Here is a 25,533-nt window from a genome sequence, read left to right as displayed (position 1 = left end):
TTAAATTGAAATTAAAGACCCAAACATATAATCAACGTCCAAATGTAGAAAATATTGCTATAAGTAGGTTCACCGGATTCTGATAAAACACTATAAAGTTTGTTAAAAATTGTTAAAAATCCACAAAAACGTCTTTTTTAATGCTTTGATAAGCGGTGATTTCTTCAAATTCTTTTAGACTTATCAAAACCAGCTTTTTGTATTCTTCGTACTTTTTGCCTCTCGGAAGCTTAAGCATGATTTGAAATTGATACAAATTATTAAGCCTTGCAATCTGTGCTTTTTCCGGCCCCAAAACACAATCTTCAGGAAGATATTTCCTTAAAATCGAACCTAAAAACTGGGAAGCGCGATTTACTTTTTCTTCTTTCCTGTGTTTAAGCTCAATCATGATCAATTTTGTGAAAGGCGGATAATGGAATTTCTGGCGCTCAGTTAAGAAATATTTATAAATCCTTGCCGGACTGTTCATTTTAATCAACTGAAAAACAGAATGATCCGGATTATATGTTTGGATTAAAATTTTCCCGTTTCCGGAAACTCGTCCAGCCCGTCCTGAAACCTGAGTAATCAGCTGATACGCTCTTTCTTCTGCACGGAAATCTTGGACATACAACAAGGAATCTGCTTTTGGAATGGCCACCAATTCAATATGATCAAAATCCAATCCTTTGGAAATCATTTGGGTTCCGACCACAATATCTGTTTCGCGGTCTTCTATTTTTTCATATAATTTTTCGTAGGCAAATTTTTTCCGCATGGAATCCACATCCATTCTGTCAACCTCATTATCAGGGAATAATTTTGATACTTCTTCATGAATCTGCTCTACTCCGACTCCCCTTTCGTTAAGATTTTCTGAGTGACATTTCGGGCAGGTTTTTGGCTTTGATGCTCTTTGTCCGCAGTAATGGCATTTCATTTCATTGGCCGACTTGTGATACGTCATAACAACATCGCAATTTGAGCAATAATTCACATACCCACAGGTTTCACATTCTATCACATTGGCATAACCACGGCGGTTATGAAGTATAATGGTCTGATTTTTTTCCTCGAGCGTTTTCTTGATCTCATCAATTAAATGCAAAGAAAAATTTCCGGAAACTTTTTTGGAATCCTGAGCTTCTTTAAAATTAATCAACTCATATTCAGGAAGATTCACATTCCCGAAACGTTCCTGAAGGAAAACATAAGCCATTTTATCTTTCCGGGCATTGTAATAGCTTTCAACTGAAGGGGTTGCAGAACCGAGAATCACTTTTGCACCGTAAAAATTTCCCAAAACCAATGCTGCATCTTTAGCATTAAAATATGGTGAAACTTCTCTGGGTTTATAGGCGGAATCATGCTCTTCATCCACAACAATCAGACCTAGATTCTGGAAAGGTAAAAACAGTGCATTTCTTGTCCCGATAAGGATTTTAAAATCATTTTGTTTGACTCTCCTCCAGACCTCTACTCTCTCAAAATCAGTTAATTTCTGATGATAAAAAGTCAGCTGTCTGCCGTATTTTTTTTCTAATCTTTGGGTAATCTGTTTTGTTAAAGAAATTTCAGGAAGCAAAAACAAGACGTTTTTTCCTTCATTAATACATTCTTCAATTTTTTCTAAATAAATATGCGTTTTTCCGGATGAAGTTACCCCGTGAAGCAAAACGTTTTTACCTTCATCAAAAGCTTCATCAACTTCAATTTTTGCATTTTTCTGAGCTTCGGAGAGTTCTTCAATCTCTTCAATCTCACCTTCATAGCCCGCTATCCTGTCTTTTTGAATATAGTATTCTTCAATCAAATTTTTATCTGCTAAAGCTTTAAAATGTGAGCTTGCAAAATATCCGTCTTCAAAAAGCTCGGATTTTTTAATGTGCAAATCAGGATTTTCTGTCTGTTTTTCTAAAATATTAAGGAAAAGATCTTTCTGTTTCGGAGCTTTATTTAGTTTTAAAAGAATTTCCGTGAGGTTCTGATTATTTAAAACTTCATTATTAATTTTAACATACGCAATCTCTTTTGCTTTATATTTTTCCGCAATCTTTTCGTCAATTTCAATATATTGCAAATCGATCAAAGAATTGATCGTTTTAATAATATCTTTTTTCGGAACGAAAGCTTCAATATCCGTCAGATTAATCAGCTGCCGAACCTCCAGAGCTTGAATAAGATACATTTCATTCACATCCAGATTTTCAAAATCTACCGTTACGTTCGGTTTTAATTTTAAATAGGTTTCACTTTCCAGTTTTAAAGAGGAAGGAAACGCAAAACGGTAAATCTCACCCAATCCACACAGATAATAATCTGAAAGCCAGTTCCAGAAGTTGATCTGCTCCTGCGGAACAATCGGTTGATCATCCAAAATGCTGATGACTTCTTTTGCAACGAAATTTTCCGGTGCCATATCATGAAGCTCAAAAACAATTCCGGTATAAATTTTCTTCCCTCCAAACGGAACCAAAACCCTCATTCCTACCTGAATTTCAGTCAATAATTCGTGGGGAACTTTGTAGGTAAAAGATCCTTTTAAATTTAATGGTAAAACGATTTGAGCGTAGTTCAAGGGAAATATTTAAAATGTAAAATTAGATTTTTCTTTTGTGAACTGCAATAATTTCTACCTTTATCGTTATAAAATTGATCCAACTTTATTTAAATAACCAACCATGAAAAAATTACTTTCAATTGCATCTTTCTTTATCATATTTTTTATCCAGGCTCAGGAAAAAATCACTTTAACTAAAGGAGAAATTACCATCCCGATTGGTAAAAAAATCTTGTTTAAACCTGAAATAAAAGATAACAAAATCATCAATTTCCAAGTCATTAAAGAAGAAAATGCCGCAGAAGAAATAGATATTTTTGAGATGTTGGATGATTTCAAAAAAGATAATGTAAAAGATAACAGCATTGAAATTACTTTTTCTGAAGCTCAAATGATGGCATCTACAATTTACGCTCTAATTTTAGTTCAAAAAACAGGAAAACAATTGGTTTTTAAAGCTAAAATAAGATTAAAAGGAAATTCTTCTTATCAACCGACCTCTATCATGCCTGCTGCAAGCAACGCTGTCCATGTTGAACAATGGAAAGATACTATTGATTCGATTATTTTGTATGATTTTGAACTCAATTAATTTCTAATTCATCACATCCCAAAGACTCATCACCTCAAATTTTCCCAATGGCTTTGAAAGCTTGATCTTTTTTGATGTTTTCGGTAATAAATCAAAGAAATTATCGCTAAAATGTGTGTCACCAATTAAATAAACATCTTTTGCTAAAACATCGGTTGAAATTTCAATTTCAGTTGAGGAAATTTTCTTGATTTTTATTGTTGGTTTTGGGAGTTTTAAATCTTTAGGTTTTGCAAAGAAATAGTTATTTTCAGCAATAATCTTTTCATTTTTTCCTCTTACAATTAAATTCAAAAACACTTCATTTTTATCTGAATTTCCAATCAACTCATTAATTCTAACCGGATCAAACTGCAAAATCCCTTCCAGACTTTTCCCATTACGAACAGATACAGAGGTCAATATATTTTCTCCGTCAAACTTATTAACCTCAAGTTCCAACTGTACATCTTCAAACTTTTTCAATTCATCATTAACAGCATAAAAATTCAATATTCCATCTTTTTCTTCGGCTAAAATCACCTGATTTTCAAAGCTTCTTTTAATCTGATAATGCAGCGCTTTCCAATTTCCCAAATAATCAATCGATGACCAGGAAACTACTGGCCAGCAATCATTTAACTGCCAATACAACGTTCCCATATTATAAGGTTTTGCACGACGATGCGCTTCAATGGCAATCTGCATTCCGCGAGCCTGGAGCAACTGTGAAATGTAATTATATTTCACAAAATCAGTTGGGATTTTATAGTCGCGTTTCATGTAAGTATCAATGATTTCCCAACCTCTTGCGTGCTTTTCATGAGCTTTTATAGTCCCATTCTGTAAGTTTAAATCTGGCGTTCCGGAAAACATTGCTTTTGTTGTTTCCAACGTCGGCATTCCCTGAAAACCGTATTCTGACATGAATCGGCCGACTTTTTCATTAAAGATCTCGAATGGCTGCTCGCCCCACCAAACGCCCCAATAATGAGAATCTCCTTCCGTCAGACTTTCTTTGTGCCCCCACCCGATTGAAGGCGAACTTGGCCAATAAATCGTTTTGTCACTCGTCGCGTATTTTTTTATGGCATTGGGAATTACTTCATGAAAAATATTCTTATAATCTTTCCAAACCTGTAAAGAATCTTCTTTTGAATATTTGAATTGCTTTTGATAACCCCAATTGACAATAGCTTCATCAACTTCATTATTTCCGCACCATAAAGCTAATGACGGATGATTTTGAAGCCTTTCAACCTGATCTTTTACTTCAAATTCAACATTTTGCTGGAAATTTTCATCAGCCGGATAAAAGCTTCCTGCAAACATAAAATCCTGCCAAACCAAAATTCCGTTTTCATCACAAGCCCTGTAGAATTCATCATTTTCATAAATCCCGCCGCCCCAGACACGAATCATATTCATGTTGGCTTCTTTAGAATCTTTGATGAGCTTCTGGTATTTTTCTTTGCTAATTCTTGGGGTAAAACTGTCGGACGGAATCCAGTTTGTCCCTTTGATATACAACGGATTTCCATTAATTTTAAAGTAGAAAGATTTCCCTTTTGAATCTTTTTCCTGAATTAATTCAACCGTTCTTAAGCCAATTCGTTCTGTTTTTTCAGCAAGAATTTTTGAATCTTTTTGTAGAGAAAATTTTATATCATATAAGTTTGGATCGCCCCAACCGCTGGGTTGCCAAAGTTTTGGATTTTTAATCTGATAAGGAATTGAAATTGTGTTTAAACCTTGTTTTAAAGAAATATTCTGAGATTGATTATTAATTGATACTTTAAAATTCCCTCCTTTTTCAGCGAAGATCTCTGCATGAATATTTAAATCTGCCTTTTGTTTCGTTAAAGCTTTTTGCTCGATTTTTACATTTTCAAGTTTGACTTGATTCCAAAAATTTAATGTAACATCTTTCCAGATTCCTGCTGTTACCAATCTGGGACCCCAATCCCACCCGAATTGATATTGCGCTTTTCTTACAAAACTTCGCGGTGATTCCGGCATTGTAAAAGAAACTTTTTTTGCTAATTCTTTTCCAACATTTACAGACGATTTAAATTTGATTTGTAAAATATTATCTCCAGTTTTTAAATTCTGCTTAACCGAAATCGTCCATTTCCTGAACATATTATCCGTTTTTTTCAGAAGTTTTCCATTCAAATAAATCTCCGAAAATGTATCTAATCCATAAAAAACCAAATCAATATTCTGATTTTCCAGTTCTTTCGATGAAACTTTAAAACTGGTCTGGTAATCCCAATCTTCATTTTCTATCCATAGCACTTTTTTTTCATTTTCATCTTTAAAGGGATCGGGAATGACCTTATTGTCCATCAAATCCAAATGAACCGTCCCTGGCACTGAGGCCGTGAGCCAATTATTTTCTTTTGCATTTTTGAACGTCCATTTTTCGGAGGATAAATTTCGCTCTGAAAACTGCGCATTAATTAAAATTTGAAGAAAAAGGAAAGCAAAAAGGATAGTTTTGTTCATAATTTATTTGATTCAGCGTAATATTTAAACACAATAGTTGTCATCCTGAAAGGATATATACGGAAAAGAAAAGCAATATATTATTTTATGAGTTTAATACTATGCTTAAATCCTTTCAGGATGACAAACTATGTGAATATTTTTAATTAAATTATTTATTCTTCAAAGCAACAACCTCATCCGCATTCGCAAAAGCACCACCATCCGTAATTGCAGAAGAATGAAAATACCCGGCTTTAGTAAACTCCCTAAGTTCCTGAATATTTCTTGATCGAAGGCCGCCACCCACAAGAATTTCGATTCTTCCATTTGACAGCTCAACCAATGTTTTCAGATTTTCTTTTCCTTCTGAAACGTTTGGTTTCTGACCAGAAGTGAGAATTGTTTTAAAACCACATTCGATTACTTTTTCCAACGAATTCTCTAAGTCTTTGGCTCTGTCGAACGCACGATGAAAAGTACACGGATAAGGTTCCGCCAATTCAACCAGTTCTTTATTTTGTTGAATATTTACTTCATCATTTTCATCCAAAATTCCGAACACAAAACCATCAACTGTTAAAGATTTTAATTGAATTAATTCCAATTTCATCTGTTCAAACTCTTCATCCGAATACGTAAAATCTCCACCACGAGGCCGAATCATCACAAAAATCGGGATGCTTATTTTTTCCCGAAGCTGTTTTGTGATTTCAAAGTCCGGGGTTGTTCCGCCTTCGCTTAATCCGTCGCATAATTCTATTCTGTCGGCTCCATTTTCATACGCGATGATTGCGGATTCGGGGTTGAAACAGGCTATTTCTATTTTTGACATTAATATTTTAGGTTTAGCAAAATTAATTTCTAATTTCTAATTTCTAATTTCTAATTTCTAATTTCTAATTCTATAAACTTTTCAAAGCAAATTCAGGCTTTTCCAGACGGTTTCCTTTTTGATCCTGAACGGCAAAATTAAATCCGTCCTGGATACAGTAAGAACCATATTCACCTTTTTTATTTAAAGCAATAAAACCAACCTGGATATCTTTTAAATTTTTATTTCTTCTTTTGGCAATTTGGACAATTCTCTCAACGGCCTCTTTACAAGCCTGTTGCGGATTTCTACCTTGTCGCATCAATTCCACTACCAAATGAGTTCCGACCGTTCTGATTACTTCTTCACCATGACCTGTTGCCGTCGCCGCACCTACCTCATTATCAACGAACAAGCCCGCTCCAATAATTGGTGAATCTCCCACTCTTCCGTGCATTTTAAACGCCATTCCGCTTGTTGTGCAAGCTCCAGACAGATTTCCGCTGGAATCCAGTGCAATTATTCCGATAGTATCGTGATTTTCGATATTTACGATTGGTTTGTACTTACTGTCTTTCAACCATTCCTTCCATTCTTTTTCGGATTCTGGAGTGAGGAGATTTTCTTTTTTAAAGCCTTGAGAAAGAGCAAATTGTAAAGCTCCATCACCCACTAACATAACATGCGGAGTTTTTTCCATCACAGCTCTTGCCACTGAGATTGGATTTTTAATATTTTCAAGGCAGGCAACCGAACCGATATTGTAGTTTTCGTCCATAATACAGGCATCCAACGTCACTCTTCCGTCTCTGTCGGGACGACCGCCGTAGCCAACACTCCTTTCATTCGGGTCCAGTTCCACCAAACGGACACCTTTTTCCACAGCGTCTAAAGCTTTTCCTCCTTTCCCCAAAATTGTCCAGGCTTCTTCATTTGCTTTTAAACCAAAATTCCATGTGGAAAGAACAATGGGTTTATTGATTAATTTATTAGTTTCAGGCAAATCTTTCGCTATCAAATCCAATGGATTCAACAATAATGCGGAAGATGCCAATGCTGTATTTTTTAGAAATTTTCTACGTGAGTTCATAGTTTAGGTATTAAGTTGCAGGTTTTAGTTTTCAGGTAAATTGAATGTTAATTTACTCCGATTTCATCCACAAAAAGCCACGCTTTTGAATCTGCACCGGGATTTCCGGCCGGGATAACTCCTGCATTTTCTATTTTAAGTTTAATATATTTTGAATTTTGATTTCCTACATTTAAATTAATTTTTCCTTTTGCATTAAGAATCTCATCTTTCCCTATTTCTTTTATCATTTTGAAGTTTTTATTATCATCTGAAACAAAAATTTGAGCAGATTTTGCCCTGTGAATCCAGCTTCCTTTGTTTTCCAGGGTGTTAAAATATACTTCTGAGAATTGAGTTTTTTGTCCTAAATCAATTGTTGCTACAACATCTTTTCCCTGGAAGCCCAACCATGTTTTTCCAAGCTGTCTTGTATTTCCGATAATTCCGTCAACCAATGTGAAAGCCCCACCGAAAGAATAATTTTCATTGGGCTGTTGTTCCAGCGTAATTTTTTTACCTGTCGTTTTTGACGTCATAAATTGTTGTGAAGAAACCGCACTTTTCAATTGTCCGTTTTCAAAATAAGCAGATTTTATAGTCATTGATTTTGAAACAGAAATCGGATTTTTATACCCCTGCGAATTTGCATTTGGCTCTGTCCCGTCCACGGTATATCGGATTCCGGCCGGGTTTTGAGAGGTTGAAAGTTCATAAGCAGTACCGTTGTTTGCAGCGATTACTTTTCCGGAAACATTGTAAATACTTTTTGCATAATTCACATTCATTTTATCCAAAACTTTGAACTGGTTAATGACCCTTCCTTCAAATTCTTTATAATTTTTAGGATCAGAAGTTCCCCATCCTACTTCGGAAAGTGCCATCAATCTTGGGAAAACCATGTATTGAACCTGTTTAAAATCCAGAATATATTCCGTCCATAAATTCGCCTGAACACCTAAAATATATTTCGCCTGCTCAGCATTTAGTTCTTCCGGAATCGGGTTGTAAGAGTATACTTTATCCAAAGGTGTAAAACCTCCGAAAGCATTCGGTTCCGTTGCAGGATCTCCCTGATAATGATCGAAATAGCAATAAGAACCGGGCGTCATGACAGCAAAATGACCGGATTTTGCAGCTTCAACACCACCTTTAATTCCTGTCCAACTCATTACGGCGGCATTTGGAGCCAGACCGCCCTCTAGAATCTCGTCCCAGCCGATGATTTTTCTTCCTTTAGAATTTACATATTTTTCAATTCTGTGGATGAAATAACTTTGTAAGCCGTGTTCATCCTTCAAATTATTTTTCTTGATTAATTCCTGACAATGAGCACATTCTTTCCACCTTGTTTTCGGGCATTCATCACCTCCGATGTGGATATATTGTGACGGAAAAAGTCCCATAACTTCATCTAAAACGTTTTCCAAAAACTTAAAAGTCTCTTCTTTCGGGCAAAAAACATCGTCAAAAACGCCCCATTTTGTAGCCGGCTCGAAAGGCCCTTTTGTACAGGCCAATTCCGGATACGCCGACAATGCAGCAAGAGCATGACCCGGCATTTCGATTTCCGGAACTACCGTGATGTGTCTATCCTGAGCATATTTTACCACCTCTTTTATTTGTTCCTGAGTGTAAAAATAGGGTCCGTAAGGTTTTCCGTCAAAAGTATTGTCAACATAAGCTCCAATCATGGATTCTTTACGTTTTGAACCAATTTGCGTTAATTTCGGATATTTTTTAATTTCAATTCTCCAACCCTGATCGTCTGTTAAATGCCAGTGAAAAGTATTCAGTTTGTACATTGCCAGATAATCAATATACTGCTTTACTTCTTCTACTGTAAAGAAATGACGGCAAACATCGAGATGCATTCCGCGCCATGAAAATTTTGGTTGATCTTCTATTTTTAAAGTTGGAATTTTTTTATCGTTTTTATGGGTTTCGATTAATTGTATTAATGTCTGAATTGCTAAGAAATACCCTTGTTTTGTATAAGATTTTATCTGAATCTGTTTGGGTGAAATTTCAAGGGAATAAAATTCATCCATTCCTGAATTGTTTGATTTCGGAAGTTGTGAATACACCAAATTAGCAGCTGAACCTTTAGAATTCTGAAATTTTACGCTTGAACTTAAACGTTTTTTTAAGTATTCGGTTTCACTTTTCGGGAGATTATCATTTAACATAATTATTTCAGGAATAGTAAAAAATCCTTCATTTATGTTAACTTTTTGAGGATAAGGAATTAAATTCAGTTTCTTTTGAGAAAAAATTAAATTTGAAAACAATACAAAAACTACAAAAAAAGCGCGTACCATTGAATTTGATTAAGGTTTTAGCTAATATAATTAATTTCTGAAAACTTCCCGCCACCTTTTTAACTTATTAAAAAATAAAACATCTAAATTTGCAAAAAATATACAAATGAGAAAAGCAATTTTATTAGCTGGCGGACTATTAATTTCAGTTTCCACACAGGCACAGATTTTAGATGTAATTAAATCAACTGTAAAAGATAAAACCGGTATCGACCTTAATACTCCCATCAAAACCGGTGGTTCTCCAACGACCACAACTCCAACAAAATCAACAACTACTTCTCCCGTAAATCTTGGAAGTCTTACTTCAACGCAGATTTCATCAGGTTTAAAGGAAGCCTTGAGCCTTGGTGTGACGGAAGGTGTGAAGAAACTGGGTGTAACAGACGGTTTCCTGAAAAACGAAGCAGTAAAGATTTTAATGCCGGAAAAATTAAGAAAAATTGATGCAACATTACGTTCCATCGGTATGGGAAGCCTTGCTGATCAGGGTGTTAAATTATTAAACAGAGCTGCAGAAGATGCTGTGGTAGAGGCCGCTCCGATTTTCACTAAAGCGATTACTTCAATGACGATCACGGATGCCAAGAATATTTTATTGGGTAGTAATAATGCTGCAACAAGTTATTTACAGGCGAAAACTCAAAGTCAGTTATTTACCGCTTTTCAGCCAAAAGTAAAAGCTTCACTAGGAAAAGTGGGTGCTGATAAAGTCTGGAGCAATTTAATTTCAAAATATAATACTTTCACCGGACAGGCTGTAACGACTGATCTTAATGAATATGTGACTACGGAAACGATTAATGGAGTTTTCAAAATGGTGGCTCAAAAGGAAACCGGAATCAGAAATACGCCTGCAATGAGGACGACGAGTATTTTGCAGAAGGTTTTTGGGGCTCAGGATGCTAAATAGTTTTTCTTTTGTCTTGAAACAAAAGAAAAAAATTCAAGATTTGGAACTTTTCGATAAAAAAACCTTGTCACTGACAAGGTTTTTATTTTATTAAAACTGCATTTCAGGAATTTCTCCGTCGATGATTAATTCTGCTTCTGTTGCTTTGATAATATCTTCCACTGAAACTCCGGAAGCTCTTTCTATAAGCTTGAAACCGGCAGGTGTAACATCTAAAACGGCCAATTCGGTAACTACTCTTTTTACACAATTAACTCCGGTAAGAGGAAGTGTACATTTCTTTAAAATTTTACTTTCTCCGGCTTTGTTTACGTGCATCATGGCAACAATAATATTCTCTGCGGAAGCTACCAAATCCATTGCTCCACCCATTCCTTTTACCATTTTTCCGGGGATTTTCCAGTTGGCTATATCTCCGTTTTCTGAAACTTCCATTGCTCCAAGAATCGTTAAATCCACTTTTTGGCCACGAATCATCCCAAAGCTGAAAGCCGAATCAAAGAATGATCCGCCCGGCAAAATAGTGATTGTCTGTTTTCCGGCATTGATGATGTCTGCGTCTTCTTCACCCTCAAAAGGGAAAGGCCCCATCCCCAAAACTCCGTTTTCACTCTGGAATTCTACGGAAAGATTGTCCGGAACATAGTTCGCCACCAATGTTGGAATCCCGATTCCTAAGTTTACATAATAGCCGTCTTTTACTTCTTTGGAAATTCTTTTTGCAATTTGTTCTTTCGTTAGCATAGCATAATCTTAATCCCGCCAAATTAGCCATTTTTTCACAATTACGAAATATTTTTCTTTCTTGTCCTATGATAATTTTTACGTTCCAAATTGTCGTAAATTTGTGAACTTTAAATTTACAAATGAAAATCCTATTATATTATTTAAAACCTTATAAATGGCTGATTATTATTTCTCTTTTATTAGCCTCTGTAAATCAGGTTTTTTCACTGTTTGCACCAGCAATTACCGGAAACATACTGGATAAGCTGGTTACCCACCCTAATTTTTTTGATAAAGAAAAAACGATTCCGCGAAATCTTAATGAATACCTCTATGGAAATGATATATATCATGGTGTGATGTATTTCTTAGGCTTACTGATCGGGACGGCAATGATCAGCCGGATTGCCAAGGCATTTCAGGATTATGTAGTGAATGTGATTATCCAAAAGTTTGGAGCTCAGATTTTTACAGACGGTTTGAAACATTCCATGAGGTTACCTTTTCAGGAATTTGAAGACCAGAGAAGTGGTGAAACGCTTTCTATTTTGACGAAAGTACGGGAAGATTCGGTGAAATTTATCAACAATTTCATTAATGTATTTTTTGGGATTTTGGTAAGTATTATTTTCGTTTCGGTGTATGCTATTCGTTTGCACTGGTCGATTATGCCTGTTTATGTGCTTGGAATTATCTTTATTGCTGTAGTAACCAATTTATTAAGCAAAAGAATAAAAAACATCCAGAAAAATATTGTATCGGAAACCACCATGTTGGCTGGAAGTACTACAGAAAGTCTCAGGAATATTGAAATTGTAAAAAGCTTAGGCCTTACCAATCAGGAAGTTGAGCGTTTGAATAATAACACCTACAAAATCCTGAATCTGGAGCTTAGAAAAGTAAAAAGTATTCGCTCTTTGAGCTTTGTGCAGGGAACATTGGTTAATTTTTTACAGCAAATTATCACGTTTACCTTACTGTTACTTATTTTTAAAAATATTGTAACGCCGGGGCAATATTTATCCCTGATGTTTTACGGCTTCTTTATATTCGGGCCAATGCAGGAAATCGGGAATATTATTATTTCTTATCGTGAAGCTCAGGCGTCACTCAATAATTTTGACCGTGTGATGAAAAAAGAAGTGGAACCCAAGCCTGAAAGCCCGAAAACAATTGGTGCGATTGAAGAACTGGAATTTCAAAATGTTTCTTTCCAGCATCAGACAGCTCATTATAAAGCGCTTAATTCCATTTCATTTAATGTAAAAAATGGCGAAACTATTGCTTTTGTCGGGCCAAGCGGTTCCGGTAAAAGTACATTGGTAAAATTGCTCGTTGGCCTATACAGACCGCTTGAAGGTGATATTTTTTACAACAATGTTAATGGAAAAGAGTTTGATTTTGATGAATTGAGGAACCAGATTGGCTTCGTCACACAGGATACACAGCTTTTTGCAGGAACAATAAAGGAAAATCTTTTATTTGTAAACCCTTCTGCGACTGATGAAGATTTGCAATTAGCCCTAAAAAAATCAAGCTGTACCGGACTTTTAGAACGTGCTGAAAACGGAATAGAAACCGTAATCGGTGAAGGTGGATTGAAATTAAGTGGCGGTGAAAAACAAAGAATTGCCATTGCAAGAGCATTGTTGAGAAAACCACACCTGTTGATTTTTGATGAAGCGACATCGGCATTAGACAGTATCACCGAAGAAGAAATTACTTCTACAATAAAAGAAATTTCTAAGGAAAAAGAGCAAATTACGGTTCTTATTGCCCACCGTTTAAGCACTATCATGCACGCGGACCGAATTTATGTACTAGAACGCGGACAGGTTATAGAAACTGGTTCTCACCTGCATCTTATTGAAGAAAAAGGTTTGTATTATGCCATGTGGAGACAGCAAATTGGTGAACGTAAATTGGCTGCTGAAGCTTAAGTAAAGGATGGAAGTTCAGAGGATGGAGGTTGGAAGCTTACATGATTGAGGATAGAATTTCTTTGAATTTGAGATAAAAAATTACCCCGAGCTATGTTCGGGGTATTATTTTTTTAAGAAAAGTATTTTAAGATTAATCTTTTTTTCTTACTGTTCTCTGTTCTATTCTTTTTTCGAATTTTTCGCCCTGGAAAATCCTTTGGATCATGATTCCCGGAATGTGGATCTGGTTGGGGTCCAATTCTCCCGGTTCTACCAGTTCTTCTACCTCAGCGATTGTAATTTTTGCTGCTCCAGCCATAGGATGGTTGAAATTTCTTGCGGAACCTTTGAAAATAAGATTTCCTGCATGGTCACCTTTCCAGGCTTTTACAATGGAAAAATCTGCTTCGTAAGCATGCTCCAGAATGTGTGGCTTTCCTTTGAAATCTTTTACCTCCTTACCTTCTGCAATTTCAGTTCCGTAGCCTGCAGGGGTATAAAAAGCAGGAATTCCAGCCTGTGCCGCTCTGCATTTTTCCGCCAAAGTTCCCTGTGGAGTAAGCTCAACTTCCAATTCCCCGGAAAGCATCTGTCTTTCAAACTCGGCATTTTCGCCTACATAAGAGGAAATCATTTTTTTAATCTGTCTTTTGCGAAGCAATAATCCCAGCCCAAAATCATCCACACCCGCATTGTTGGAAATACAGGTAAGATCTTTCACATCGCTTTCTACCAAAGCATTTATTGAGTTTTCAGGAATACCGCAAAGACCAAACCCGCCAAGCATTAACGTCATTCCATCCTGAATTCCTTCGATCGCCTCCTTTGCATTTTTTACTCTTTTATCTATCATGAAATATTAGATTTTCTGTTGGCCTAAATTTAATAATTTTTCTCAAATATCCGATGTTTAGGTTTTTTTTGAATTTAGCATAAGTTTTTATACTTTTGAAAAATATACATTATGTTAAATAATTCCCACTAAAAAATTTAACATAATGTAAAAAATAATTAACCCTCATAATTATTATACAAATGAAACAAGAAAATTTTAACAAAGTTGGTGACATTTTTTATGTCATCTGTAGATTAAGCATTGGGCTTTTTTTCTTTATCACAGGATTTAATAAACTATTCCATCCCGTTTTTCAAGGGTATATGCTGAAAACAATCACAAGTCTTGGATTTTCCAACCCTCAGTTTATGGCACATTTTGTTGCTGCCAATGAAATGATCTGGGGATTATTTTTATTGATCGGGCTTTTTACAAGATTCAGTTCGCTGGCATTAATTGTTATTATGCTTGTAGCCCTCGTCACAAAAGATATCCATTCTATTCCGATAGAGCTGGTTCCTATTGATCCTAAAATCGGGACCAAACCGATTGAAAATTATACATGGCTAACATATTTCCTATACCTTCCGCAGGTTTTATACATTATGTTGCTCGGGTTGTTTGCGTTGTATGGCTATAAAGCTTTCGGAATCGATAAATTTTTAAAGAAAAAAGTAAGTCTTTACAGATAGAAAAAGCGGGAAATTCTCCCGCTTTTTTATTTTAAGTATAACAGTTTAGCAACTAAGCTCAATATTACTGGTCTGAATTTTGGTTAATTTTTTACCATCACCTCACAAAATTTATTATTATGGAAACGAAAGACATTTCAAGAGTTGCTCTTGGTGCGTTCTTAATCAGCGCCGGGATAAGTCACCTTACTTTTGCAAGAAAAGAATTCCAGGCTCAGGTTCCGGATTGGGTTCCTTTGAAGAAAGACGATACTGTGGTGTATTCCGGGATTGCCGAAATAGTATTGGGAACTGCTACCATTTTAACTCCTGAAAAATACAGAAAAACGATGGGACAGATCATCGCAGGATTTTTTATGGCTGTGCTTCCGGGAAATATTGCCCAATATAAAAACAGAAAAGACGGTTTCGGATTAAATAATGACAAGCTGAGATTTGCAAGGCTTTTTATGCAGGCTCCTTTGGTCGCCTGGGCCTTGATGTCGACGAAGGATGATTAGTCTAAAGGAAGTTGAAGTTTTTATTTTTGACGGGAGTTGTTAGGATTGTCCTCCTTCTAGCCCCGATTGCAGCATTTGTTTGAGCTCATTTTTGGAGGTTTCGGGGCGGCGGCTTTGCCGCCGCCCCGAAACCTCCAAAAATAGCGAGTGCGGAAAGCGGGAAATAGCTTCAAAAATAAATAAATCTGCAATTCGACGTAGTCCAATAGCTCCTTGAAAAACATGAATGAATGACGTTTTGTTTAAGTTTTTGATATTATACCATAAAAAAACGGGCTAAAGCCCGTTTCTATTGATATGTGAATATTTTGATTTTAAAAATAAATTACTGAATAATCAATTTTAAAGTAAATAATTTTCTTGTATGAACTTTCACAAAATAAACCCCTTTTGGAAGGTTTTCATTCACCAGAGAAAAACGCTGGTTGTGAATATTTTTCGATTCGTACAACAAGTCTCCGTTGGCTGAAAGTAATTCGATTTTTTCAATCGGGTAATCACTTTTTATGAAAGTCGGTTCGCCCGGTTTTGATGGATTTGGATATAAAACAACATTTTTTTCCGTACTTTTCGTCTCTTCCGTTCCTAAAGTCGGTCCGGAAACCTGAAACTGAACTCTATTGGAAACCTCTGTATAGGAATCGTTTGTAAACATCACCATATAATAATTCCCCGGCGTTGTCGGAAGTGCTGTTCCGTTGATTGTTTTTGTTCCCTGCGTCACTCCATCAAAGTAAGTATAAGAAATAAAGTTATCATCAGGAACTGTAATGCTTTGAGGATAAATTCCTAACCAGTCTTTGATGATTCCCGGAGAATCTGTCCATGAAGCCGTAATATTTTCACCCAACGTATACACCGGTTTATTGGTCCAAAGTTCCGTCACAATATCCCCGACTTTAAAGAAAACTTTTTCGCCAATTGCCGTATATCCATCTTCAAGGAAGTATTGAGCATAATAATAACCTTTTGCAAGACCTGTAAAGTTCAGCGTTCCTGCAGGTGTTGTCACATAGCTCCACTGCGTAGAATTCACAGTTCCCGGAGCATGACCCATTTTGTAGATCCCGATCCAGTCTTTTGTTAAGTTTGGTCCGTTAGTGAAATTAACTGTTACCGTTCCACCCACGGGATAAGTATCTGCAGTTGTGGTTAATACAACCTTTGGCCCTACATAGAAATTTTTTCGCGGAGTAATTTCCGTATAGCCGTTGTTGGCAAAAAATCCTGCGAAATATTGGCCTTTATTGGCAATGCCATTCGGGAAATTGGCTGTTCCGGCGGTCTGTCCGTTTGTGTAAACGTAAGCTTGAGAAGTTACCGTTGCGGGATTTTGACCTTTTTTAAAGATACCTACCCAATCCTGATTATTTCCGGGACCGTCTGTGAAAGTAGCTACAATAGGTTCATTTTGTGTATATTCTGTTTTATTTAAAGTAAAAGTAGGATTTGAAATCACACTTCCCGTCACTTCAAACTGTTTTGCATCACTCCAGTCACTCCATTCCATGTTTCTGTCTCTGTAACGCACTTTTACGTAATACGTTCCGTTGGTCACTGAATTTGCCGCGATGGTAGCTTTCGTAATATCAACATTTGCATTTTGATTTTTTGTGAGATCCGGAGTTCCGTTTCCGTCTTTTCCGAACCAGTTTTCATAATCTCTGTAAAATTCCTTTTCTATGACAGAAAAATCTGCTGCTTTACTGAGCACGAATTGGGTAGTGTTAAGCAATTCTCCGCTTGTTGTGGAAAAGGCGCTTCCATCTAATGTTAAAGGTAAAGTAACCGGTGCTGTAAAGGTATTCGTAATAGAAGGTTTAGCCGGTTTTGGCTGATTTTTATAGCGGTGGAAAGTATCAATTAATTCATTATATTTTTTATGATAAACTCCTCCGATTGAGTAAGATTCGATATCAACTTTTCCTGTAGGTACATCCACCTCAACGATCTGGTACGTCCAATCTGTCAAAGTTTTCTGAACATCATCAAAATCCTGCTCCGTAGACATTCCCCAATATTGATCCCAAGCCGTTCCACCGGAAATAATCTGGTAGTTTGGCGTGTTTTTCAGCTGACCTCTGTGGTATAAATGGTGATGGGCACCAACATGCATTAAATATTTATTGGAAGTCGTCATAAGCGGAACCGCATTATTTCTTACCCAAGTCGAAATATCTCCTACATATTGTTCTGCCTGATAAGGTCTGTGGCTCAGGGAAATGATCCAGTCAACCGTAGAATCATTGTTGGCTTCATTTAAAATCTGTTGAAGCCAAGTCATTTGTGCAGAACCTGTATGTTCTGAGCTTAAGCTTATAAATAAAACATTTCCAGCTTGTTGAGCATAATAATTTTCATTTCCGGAAGTGATGTTTTTGTATTTAATTTCATCAATATAAAAGTGGGCGTAATAAGAATTCATCCCCAAAGTCCCGTATGTTTCGTGGTTTCCAACCGTAGTCTGGATCGGAAGATAGGGTGAAAGATTAATATTCTTTTTAAAATGGACATTCTCGTAATGGTCCAAAGTTCCCACATCTACCTGATCTCCAACCATAAAGGTAAGAGCAACGTTATCAGAAGGATCAGAATTCGGGCCGAATTTTTCCTTTAATTTTTTAAAAGCATTTAAAGTTAAAGTATCATATCTCGGTTCAGCCTTGATCTGATTGTCTCCCATAATAAGGAAACGGATTTTACCGTCTGCTGTTGCAGCTTGACCCGGCAAAGGAAGTGTCCTGAAATTATAGACCGCAGATTCGTTGGTGCCTGTTTTTATTTTATAATAATATTTTGTGTTCGGCTGTAAGTTGGCAATTTTTGCGGTGTGGTAATAATAATTATTGTTGTACCCTGTATCCGAAAAAATATTTGTAGTTCCTGTTACTGTAACGCCCAAATTGGTAGGCGAAGTTCCATAAATCACTGTTGTTTCGTTATTGGAGGCCGTTTTCCAGTTCACAATCATGGAGGTTGGCGTCGGGTTCTGCAGATAGGGAATCAGAGCCTGACCAAAAACCAGCTGGGTAGCGAAACAAAAAAAGAATAAGAAATGTTTCATTGTAGTTCAGTTTTAAGTGGTATGTAATTGCTTTAATGAGCAGTTTTATTACTGCTTTTATTATCGGGCAAAAGTAAAGTTCCCATGTAAACTGTGGCTGTCGGTAACTTAAAGGAAGTGTTAAATTTTCACGCTCTTTTTTGCTTAAGAATTATCATATTTAGTATATAATTTGTTTGGAATATTCAAAAAATGTTTTGTATATTTGCAACCTGTTATTCAACCTCTGACGAAGAACGTGTAAGTTGCTTAGCTTTAACATTTTATTTTATTAATAATGGATTTATTAAAGTACGTACAAGACAAGTACATTGCGAAAAAAGAATTCCCTGAATTCAAAGCAGGTGATACAATTACTGTGTATTACGAAATTAAAGAAGGACAAAAAACAAGAACTCAGTTCTTCAAAGGAACAGTAATCCAATTAAGAGGTACTGGTTCTACAAAAACTTTTACAATCAGAAAAATGTCTGGTGATGTAGGTGTTGAGAGAGTATTCCCTATCAACATGCCTGCTTTACAGAAAATTGAAGTTGACAGAAGAGGTAAAGTTAGAAGATCTAGAATCTACTACTTCAGAGATCTTAGAGGTAAAAAAGCGAGAATTAAAGACGCTGCTTACAAAAAGAAATAATTCAGACAACAATACATACGAAAAGAGGCTGTTCAAATTTGAGCAGCCTCTTTTTATTTGGAGTTTTTTTGACTACGTCTAATTGCAGATTTATTTATTTTAGAAGCTATTTCCCGCTTTCTGCTGCAATCTTTTTTTTCAAAAAAGGATTTTCGCTGCAATCGGGGCTAGGAAATGTGAATTAAACCTCCAGCTTCCTTTCAGACAACTTTCCTACTTAATAAAATCATACAAAGCATTCCAGAATTTATCATAAACTTCAATATGCGGAAGGTGTCCCACATTATCCAGCTCAACTAATTTTGAGCCCTGAATTTGCTGTTGGGTTTTCTTTCCCAATTCCTGGTACTGCCCCATTTTCGGCTGAAGCTCTTTTGGAGCCCTATCCTTTCCTATCGCCGTTCTGTCTCTTGTACCGATAATTAATAATGTTGGCGTTTTTATATTTTTAAACTCATAACAAACCGGTTGATTATAAATCATATCTGATGTTAAAGCTGCATCCCAGGCTACTTTCGGGTAATCGGGATGTAAGGTCCAGCCGGCAATTAAATCCAGCCACGGCTGATATTCTGCCTTCCATTTGTTGTCGTAATAAAATTTTAGTTGATAATTTTTATATGTTTCCGCCGTATTTTTTAATTCCGACTGATACGCCTGATCAATTGTCTGATATGAGGCAAAAGTTTTATAATCTTCTAATCCGATTGGATTTTCGAGGATTAATTTCTGAACCATATTCGGGTATAGCAGAGCAAACCTGGTTGCTACCATTCCGCCCATTGAGTGACCCAAAACAATAGTTTTATCAATTTTCAATTCATCCAGAATGGCTTTTGTATTCTCTGCCAATTGTGAAAACGAAAACTGATAGCTTTGAGGTTTTGAAGACTTTCCAAACCCAATCTGATCCGGAATAATCACCCTGAAACCTTTATTTGAAAGATCTTTTGCTGTCTTCTCCCAATACGCTCCGTTAAAATTTTTTCCATGAAGAAGCATGATTGTTTTTCCGTTTGATACTTTAGGTTTTACATCCATATACTCCATTTTCAGGTCGTTATTTTGAGATTTAAAATTCAGAAAATGAACTTCGTAGGGATATTGATAATTAGTAAGTTCAGCATCCAGGGGTTTTACCTGAGAAAACATAAAATTTGAAGCAATCGATAGCATTAAAACAGTAACAGCATTCTTAAAATTTTTCATGAAAAGTATATTTAGGTATTAAAATTAAAAAAAACCGATTCAAAAGAAACGGTTATTTATAGTTATTTTTAATTTAATTAAGATTTTTTAAGAAGCCTCAGCCATTGTATACTTTTTCTGAGAAGGCAGATTCATCAGAACAATAGCAAAAAGAATCAAAACAATTCCCAACCATTGAACAAAGATCACTTTTTCACCCAACAAAATAAAAGCCATTGTCACAGAAACCGGAAGCTCCAGTGAAGAAACGATACTTCCCAATCCCAAACCTGCATTGGGGAAACCAATATTAAATAAAATCGGCGGAATGATGGTTCCAAACAATGCCAAAACAAAACCATATTTCCAAAGAATCGAATAACGGAAAGAGTGGATATGTTCTGTATTTTCAGTAAAATTTAAATAAATTGATTTTAGAGCATCGAAATGCAAAGGCCCGATCTGAGCAAAAAACAGAAACACAAAAACAACAATTGACCCGCCCGAAAGCATAATAATACTCTTCCTGAAAACAGGTAAGCGTATCGCCAAAGTGTTCGATGTGAACATAGTCGCGGTGTAAGAAGCGGCGGCCATTAATCCCCAGAAAATACCCTTGAAATCGAGATTAATTTCCGTATTTATGAGATTAGTTGCCAGAACGGTTCCCACCAAAACAATAATTACCGAAACAATTTTTCGTGCATTAGGTATTTTTTTCGTTATAAAACTTTCGACGACCACACTAAACCATACTGACTGCATCAATAGTACAATCGCAATAGAAACATTAATATACTGAACAGCAAGGTAATAGAATAAGCTGGTGCATCCTAAAGAAGTTCCAGCTACTAATAAACCAGTAAATTCTTTTCCGGTGGGTGAAGGCAATGTTTTTTTTGATGTAATAGTTTGAATAAAATTCAGTATTAAAAGCCCTACTAAACCTAATAAGAATTGTGAAGTTGTAACCTCCGAAGTCGTATAACCTTCCTGATAGGCAAGCTTAACAAAAGTCGCCAACATACCATATATACTAGCACCAATTCCTACAAATAAAACTCCTTTTAGTATATTTTTCTTCTCCATAATTCACTTTAAACAGCCTGCAAAGTTACAATTTATTCATTGAAATAATTGGAATGACTGTAGTGATAGATAAAAAAAATTGGCGCAAATAAATTTGCGCCGACTCTTAAATCGTATGTGATTATTATAATTATTTTTTAATTAGCTTTTCTGCATATATTTCGCCCTGATTGGAAATTATTTTGACAAGATAAATTCCCTCTTTTTGGTTCGTTAAATCTACATCAATTTCTTTTTGTTGTTTAAAAGACGTTGTATATACTTTGTTTCCGCTAAGATCAGTAACGTCAACTGTTCCATTTTCAAAACCTTCATTTAAAACAATTTTAAATGTCCCTTGAGTAGGATTTGGACTCAATTGGAATTGTTTCGTTTCAGTAACAGTGATGTCTTTTTTTACATGGTTTGGATCTGCATTTCTGTCGATCTGATCGTTTTGAATTCTTTTTGAGCTTGAAGATGGTGCCATTTTGGAGCAAGACATATCAAAATCAATTGGGAAGAACGGATATTGGTTTAGTGAAGTTGCAATATACTGAACTCCTCCTACTTCGTAGTATAACCTCATTATAAATTTGTGCTGTCCGGAAGTTGGTGGAGAAGGAAAAGCTGCCGTAGTAAGCCATTCGTAGAAATCTGTTCCTGTGAAAGTCGGGTTATAGTCTACCGGAACTTCGTTACCTGTTGCAATATCTCTTAGGAATAATTTTAAAGCTCCAAAATTAGCCCCAGGCGGAAGGTAGTAATTTCCATAAACCGATTGTACTGAATTTAAATTACACATATTAGACTCATGCCAGAACTGAACAGAACCGCCACCCCAAGAATAATCGCAAATATCTATGACAATTTCCTTGATATCCTGATCACTCATCACAAAGTTGGTTCTTGGGTAATACATTCTCGGAATATTGTTATTCTGAGGATCTCCCGGCTGCACTTCAATATTTCCCATATAAGAACCTCCTACACTGGCAATTGCTGCACCCGCTTCCGTAGAAGCTGTATCATAGCTCATGTGTACAACTGCAAAAATAGCTTTTCTATTAACTTTAAAATCATTTATATTACTAAAAGCCGCCGCCGTATTCATGGTAGGATTGTAGTAATTCACCAGGTAAGATCCTGCGTTAAGGTCGCCGGCTCCCCTGCCTCCATCTGTGAAGACAACCACTTTAAGGGGTTGTGAATAATCTCTGTTTAATGTAGTTTGCGGACTTACAATGTTTATGTTCGAGATATTGTCAATTGCATTACCAACTAACCCAAGTGCTTCATGAAAATGGTCTCCAACATTTAATCTTCTTGTGAAGCTGTGAGCTGTTGTTGGATCATTTGTAAAGTCGGATTCAATGTAGATTCTCGGTGCGTATGTGGGATTACCCTGATTATGAAGGCCTGTTCCGTAATGCACGACAGAAACTCTGTTCTTTTCATTACAACCAAGAATCTGATCAACGAGCCTGTGTACACTTTTCTCCATATCATCATAATATGGTGTAATGGATCCACTGTTATCCATAATAATAACGTAATCTCCACCCTGAGACTGGGCTTTTAGTGCGTTTAATGACATAAGAAATGTCATAAGCAAAAATAAAAATGCTTTTTTCATAGTTAAAGTTTGTTTTGGTTTGTCTAAAATAATATTTTTTTTCTTTATTTAGTGAAATAAAATTTAAAATTTTAACTATTTAATTGAAATACTTTAAAATTAAACATAAAAAAAGCCACTCAAACGAGTGGCTTCAATATTATAAATGAATCAAGGATTATTTACCTTCTTCCATTTTTCTTTTCAATTCTGCTAATGCATCAATATCTCCAAGAGTTGATCTTTCTTCGTTGTTTGAAGAAGATGTATTGTTATTAGATCTATTGTTGTTAGAAGCTTCTCTAGAGTTTTTCTTCTCTTCATCTCTGAAGATACCTGTGTGAGAAACTACTACTCTCTTGAATTCTTTGTTGAATTCGATTACTTTGAAATCAGCTTCTTCACCTTTTTTGATTTTAGATCCATCTTCTTTCTCTAATAATCTTGAAGGGCAGAATGCTTCAACCTCAACATCTTCAAATTGTACAGAAGCACCTTTATCGTGAACTTCTACCGCTTTACCAGCGTGGATAGTTCCTTCAGCATACTTAGTTTCGAATGCATCCCAAGGGTTGTCTGTCAATTGCTTGTGACCTAGAGATAATCTTCTAGCCTGGATATCAAGCTCAAGAACGATAACATCTAATTTATCACCAACTGCGCAGAACTCAGACGGGTGCTTGATTTTCTTAGTCCAAGAAAGATCAGAGATGTAGATCAAACCGTCGATACCTTCTTCCAACTCTACGAATACACCAAAGTTTGTGAAGTTTCTTACAGTTCCTACATGCTTAGAACCTACAGGATATTTAGTTTCGATATTTTCCCATGGATCTTTAGATAATTGTTTGATACCAAGAGAAATTTTTCTTTCGTCTCTATCTAAAGTAAGTACTTCAGCTTCTACCTCATCACCTACTTTTACGAAGTCACCTGCAGATCTCAAGTGAGTAGACCAAGACATTTCAGAAACGTGGATCAATCCTTCTACACCTGGAGCGATTTCTACGAATGCACCATAGTCAGCAAGAACTACTACTTTTCCTTTTACTTTGTCACCTACTTTCATGTCAGCAGAAAGAGCATCCCAAGGATGAGCTTCTAATTGCTTCATACCCAATTGGATTCTTGTTTTCTCATCATCAAAGTCAAGGATAACAACTTTTACAGTCTGTCCGTCCTCAAGGATTTCAGATGGGTGGTTCACTCTAGACCAAGAAAGGTCTGTAATGTGGATCAATCCATCAACACCTCCAAGGTCGATGAATACACCGTAAGAAGTAATATTCTTAACAGTACCTTCAAGAACTTGTCCTTTTTCTAACTGAGCGATGATTTCTTTTTTCTGACCTTCGATATCTGCTTCGATCAATGCTTTGTGAGATACAACTACGTTTTTGAACTCAGGGTTGATTTTCACAACTTTGAATTCCATAGTTTTACCTACAAACTGATCGTAATCTTTAATTGGCTTAACGTCGATCTGAGAACCAGGTAAGAATGCTTCGATTCCGTGTACGTCAACGATCATACCTCCTTTAGTTCTTGATTTTACAAAACCGTTTACTATTTCTCCAGTTTCGTGAAGCTCGTTTACTCTATCCCAAGCTTTAAGCGTTCTAGCTTTTCTGTGAGATAATTGTAACTGTCCTGTTTTGTCTTCTCTTCTGTCTACCATTACTTCAACATCATCACCTACTTTAAGGCCTGGGTTGTAACGGAATTCGTTAAGAGAAATAACACCTTCAGATTTGAAATCGATGTCTACGATAGCTTCTTTGTCTGTCAATCTTACAACTTTACCTACGATAACATCGTTGTCGTTTAAGCTGCTAAGAGATCCGTTATAGATTTCTTCAAGATCGCTTTTTTCTTTTCTCGCATCTGCATCAAGACCTGATTCGAATGAATCCCAATCAAATTGTTCCGGTGCTACGTTTTGGTTTAAAATAACCTCTGCTGAATTTGTCTCTTTTGACATTTTCTAATAAAATTTGTATTCCTTCTTTTTTAACGGTCTGAATAAATGCGGATTAAAAAATACGGAAGTAATTAATTTATAATAATTTACTCTTCAAACCTTTCGCCACAAAAGTGGGTGCAAAGATAGTGAATTTATTTTATATAAACAACAGTTTCAAAGATCCCAAAACAACACTTAACTCCCTCATAATCAAACCCAAAGGTTTAATTATTTTTTAGAAGCTTTTCCAGCTATCCACTCATACTCTTCGTTCCATCGCTTTTTTCTTCGCTACTGCGGGGTTATCATTACTGGGCTAGGAAATGATACTGTTGAAACCACCCCGTCAAAAATTCTTGAATTTCCGCCACCCCACCAGAGGAGGGGAATTCTCACCTAGAACTTTGTCGTCGTTATCGCGAACATAATTCAGAAAATTATTGTAATAAAACACTAGGCCTAACCACAACATTTGTCATCCTGAAAGGGTCTTGACAGTTAATAATAAAATATTAACCTAAATAATATAATGAGATTGCTTCGTCACTTCGCTCCTCACAATTACCTAAAACATAACTAATATTGAAGAGATCCTTTCAGGATGACAAA

18 protein-coding genes are annotated in these 25,533 nt (G+C 36.0%); 6 read left to right on the top strand and 12 right to left on the bottom strand.

Annotated elements, in window-relative coordinates:
* Positions 1–112 precede the first annotated feature (112 nt).
* Positions 113–2,560, bottom strand: coding sequence for a replication restart helicase PriA (gene priA / locus ATE47_RS04605; protein WP_062160853.1), 2,448 nt, complete (start codon positions 2,558–2,560; stop codon positions 113–115).
* A gap of 103 nt (positions 2,561–2,663) precedes the next feature.
* On the opposite strand from priA, the gene ATE47_RS04600 reads away from it, so the two are divergent.
* Complete coding sequence (locus ATE47_RS04600; protein WP_062160852.1) at positions 2,664–3,134, top strand: hypothetical protein; 471 nt, start codon at positions 2,664–2,666, stop codon at positions 3,132–3,134.
* Positions 3,135–3,137: 3 nt separating this feature from the next.
* Here ATE47_RS04600 and ATE47_RS04595 read toward each other — a convergent pair whose 3' ends face one another.
* The 4 genes from ATE47_RS04595 to ATE47_RS04580 all read right to left on the bottom strand — a co-directional run bounded on the left by ATE47_RS04595 (position 3,138) and on the right by ATE47_RS04580 (position 9,804).
* On the bottom strand, positions 3,138–5,621 hold the full coding sequence (locus ATE47_RS04595; RefSeq protein ID WP_062160851.1) for a beta-mannosidase: 2,484 nt from the start codon (positions 5,619–5,621) through the stop codon (positions 3,138–3,140).
* Positions 5,622–5,772: 151 nt separating this feature from the next.
* The gene (locus ATE47_RS04590) at positions 5,773–6,435 is read right to left on the bottom strand and encodes a copper homeostasis protein CutC (RefSeq protein WP_062160850.1); all 663 of its coding nucleotides are present in this window, start codon (positions 6,433–6,435) and stop codon (positions 5,773–5,775) included.
* A gap of 70 nt (positions 6,436–6,505) precedes the next feature.
* Entirely contained in the window at positions 6,506–7,504 is a 999-nt protein-coding gene (locus tag ATE47_RS04585; RefSeq protein WP_062160849.1) for an isoaspartyl peptidase/L-asparaginase family protein, read from the bottom strand.
* Positions 7,505–7,551: 47 nt separating this feature from the next.
* Positions 7,552–9,804, bottom strand: a complete 2,253-nt coding sequence (locus tag ATE47_RS04580) for a glycoside hydrolase family 20 protein (protein ID WP_062160848.1) — start codon at positions 9,802–9,804, stop codon at positions 7,552–7,554.
* A 106-nt stretch (positions 9,805–9,910) separates the two neighbouring features.
* Here ATE47_RS04580 and ATE47_RS04575 point away from each other — a divergent pair, with 106 nt between their 5' ends.
* Positions 9,911–10,717, top strand: a complete 807-nt coding sequence (locus ATE47_RS04575; RefSeq protein WP_062160847.1) for a DUF4197 domain-containing protein — start codon at positions 9,911–9,913, stop codon at positions 10,715–10,717.
* 90 nt (positions 10,718–10,807) lie between these two features.
* On the opposite strand, the gene ATE47_RS04570 is transcribed toward ATE47_RS04575, so the two are convergent.
* Entirely contained in the window at positions 10,808–11,461 is a 654-nt protein-coding gene (locus tag ATE47_RS04570; RefSeq protein WP_062160846.1) for a CoA transferase subunit B, read from the bottom strand.
* A gap of 122 nt (positions 11,462–11,583) precedes the next feature.
* Here ATE47_RS04570 and ATE47_RS04565 point away from each other — a divergent pair, with 122 nt between their 5' ends.
* Entirely contained in the window at positions 11,584–13,383 is a 1,800-nt protein-coding gene (locus ATE47_RS04565) for an ABC transporter ATP-binding protein (protein ID WP_062160845.1), read from the top strand.
* Positions 13,384–13,516: 133 nt separating this feature from the next.
* Here the strand turns inward: ATE47_RS04565 and ATE47_RS04560 are convergent, their stop codons facing one another.
* Positions 13,517–14,218 (bottom strand): CoA transferase subunit A, encoded by a 702-nt coding sequence (locus tag ATE47_RS04560; RefSeq protein ID WP_062160844.1) that lies wholly within the window; start codon positions 14,216–14,218, stop codon positions 13,517–13,519.
* A gap of 182 nt (positions 14,219–14,400) precedes the next feature.
* Here ATE47_RS04560 and ATE47_RS04555 point away from each other — a divergent pair, with 182 nt between their 5' ends.
* Both ATE47_RS04555 and ATE47_RS04550 read left to right on the top strand, forming a co-directional pair.
* Positions 14,401–14,892, top strand: coding sequence for a DoxX family protein (locus ATE47_RS04555; protein WP_062160843.1), 492 nt, complete (start codon positions 14,401–14,403; stop codon positions 14,890–14,892).
* A 119-nt stretch (positions 14,893–15,011) separates the two neighbouring features.
* Positions 15,012–15,392 (top strand): DoxX family protein, encoded by a 381-nt coding sequence (locus ATE47_RS04550; RefSeq protein WP_062160842.1) that lies wholly within the window; start codon positions 15,012–15,014, stop codon positions 15,390–15,392.
* 325 nt (positions 15,393–15,717) lie between these two features.
* Here ATE47_RS04550 and ATE47_RS04545 read toward each other — a convergent pair whose 3' ends face one another.
* Positions 15,718–18,456: a fibronectin type III domain-containing protein gene (locus ATE47_RS04545; RefSeq protein ID WP_062160841.1), complete on the bottom strand. Its 2,739-nt coding sequence runs from the start codon at positions 18,454–18,456 to the stop codon at positions 15,718–15,720.
* A gap of 277 nt (positions 18,457–18,733) precedes the next feature.
* Here ATE47_RS04545 and rplS point away from each other — a divergent pair, with 277 nt between their 5' ends.
* Positions 18,734–19,090 (top strand): 50S ribosomal protein L19, encoded by a 357-nt coding sequence (gene rplS, locus ATE47_RS04540; protein WP_027378316.1) that lies wholly within the window; start codon positions 18,734–18,736, stop codon positions 19,088–19,090.
* 213 nt (positions 19,091–19,303) lie between these two features.
* On the opposite strand, the gene ATE47_RS04535 is transcribed toward rplS, so the two are convergent.
* From ATE47_RS04535 to rpsA, 4 genes are all read right to left on the bottom strand, one after another.
* Complete coding sequence (locus tag ATE47_RS04535; protein ID WP_062160840.1) at positions 19,304–20,299, bottom strand: alpha/beta fold hydrolase; 996 nt, start codon at positions 20,297–20,299, stop codon at positions 19,304–19,306.
* Between the two features lie 87 nt (positions 20,300–20,386).
* Positions 20,387–21,367, bottom strand: coding sequence for an EamA family transporter (locus tag ATE47_RS04530; RefSeq protein WP_062160839.1), 981 nt, complete (start codon positions 21,365–21,367; stop codon positions 20,387–20,389).
* A 130-nt stretch (positions 21,368–21,497) separates the two neighbouring features.
* Complete coding sequence (locus ATE47_RS04525; protein ID WP_062160838.1) at positions 21,498–22,982, bottom strand: T9SS type A sorting domain-containing protein; 1,485 nt, start codon at positions 22,980–22,982, stop codon at positions 21,498–21,500.
* A 157-nt stretch (positions 22,983–23,139) separates the two neighbouring features.
* Positions 23,140–24,942: a 30S ribosomal protein S1 gene (rpsA, locus tag ATE47_RS04520; protein WP_062160837.1), complete on the bottom strand. Its 1,803-nt coding sequence runs from the start codon at positions 24,940–24,942 to the stop codon at positions 23,140–23,142.
* Positions 24,943–25,533: the final 591 nt, after the last annotated feature.

It is taken from the genome of Chryseobacterium sp. IHB B 17019 (assembly GCF_001456155.1).
GTDB lineage: Bacteria > Bacteroidota > Bacteroidia > Flavobacteriales > Weeksellaceae > Chryseobacterium.
This window is presented reverse-complemented; position numbering and strand designations above follow the sequence as displayed.

Coding starts and splice junctions, on each gene's coding strand:
- ATE47_RS04585 (WP_062160849.1), bottom strand. CDS start 7,504: ATGAACTCACGTAGAAAATTTCTAAAAAATACAGCATTGGCATCTTCC.
- ATE47_RS04530 (WP_062160839.1), bottom strand. CDS start 21,367: ATGGAGAAGAAAAATATACTAAAAGGAGTTTTATTTGTAGGAATTGGT.
- ATE47_RS04545 (WP_062160841.1), bottom strand. CDS start 18,456: ATGAAACATTTCTTATTCTTTTTTTGTTTCGCTACCCAGCTGGTTTTT.
- rpsA (WP_062160837.1), bottom strand. CDS start 24,942: ATGTCAAAAGAGACAAATTCAGCAGAGGTTATTTTAAACCAAAACGTA.
- ATE47_RS04580 (WP_062160848.1), bottom strand. CDS start 9,804: ATGGTACGCGCTTTTTTTGTAGTTTTTGTATTGTTTTCAAATTTAATT.
- ATE47_RS04555 (WP_062160843.1), top strand. CDS start 14,401: ATGAAACAAGAAAATTTTAACAAAGTTGGTGACATTTTTTATGTCATC.
- ATE47_RS04525 (WP_062160838.1), bottom strand. CDS start 22,982: ATGAAAAAAGCATTTTTATTTTTGCTTATGACATTTCTTATGTCATTA.
- ATE47_RS04595 (WP_062160851.1), bottom strand. CDS start 5,621: ATGAACAAAACTATCCTTTTTGCTTTCCTTTTTCTTCAAATTTTAATT.
- ATE47_RS04570 (WP_062160846.1), bottom strand. CDS start 11,461: ATGCTAACGAAAGAACAAATTGCAAAAAGAATTTCCAAAGAAGTAAAA.
- ATE47_RS04535 (WP_062160840.1), bottom strand. CDS start 20,299: ATGAAAAATTTTAAGAATGCTGTTACTGTTTTAATGCTATCGATTGCT.
- ATE47_RS04590 (WP_062160850.1), bottom strand. CDS start 6,435: ATGTCAAAAATAGAAATAGCCTGTTTCAACCCCGAATCCGCAATCATC.
- ATE47_RS04600 (WP_062160852.1), top strand. CDS start 2,664: ATGAAAAAATTACTTTCAATTGCATCTTTCTTTATCATATTTTTTATC.
- ATE47_RS04550 (WP_062160842.1), top strand. CDS start 15,012: ATGGAAACGAAAGACATTTCAAGAGTTGCTCTTGGTGCGTTCTTAATC.
- rplS (WP_027378316.1), top strand. CDS start 18,734: ATGGATTTATTAAAGTACGTACAAGACAAGTACATTGCGAAAAAAGAA.
- ATE47_RS04565 (WP_062160845.1), top strand. CDS start 11,584: ATGAAAATCCTATTATATTATTTAAAACCTTATAAATGGCTGATTATT.
- ATE47_RS04575 (WP_062160847.1), top strand. CDS start 9,911: ATGAGAAAAGCAATTTTATTAGCTGGCGGACTATTAATTTCAGTTTCC.
- ATE47_RS04560 (WP_062160844.1), bottom strand. CDS start 14,218: ATGATAGATAAAAGAGTAAAAAATGCAAAGGAGGCGATCGAAGGAATT.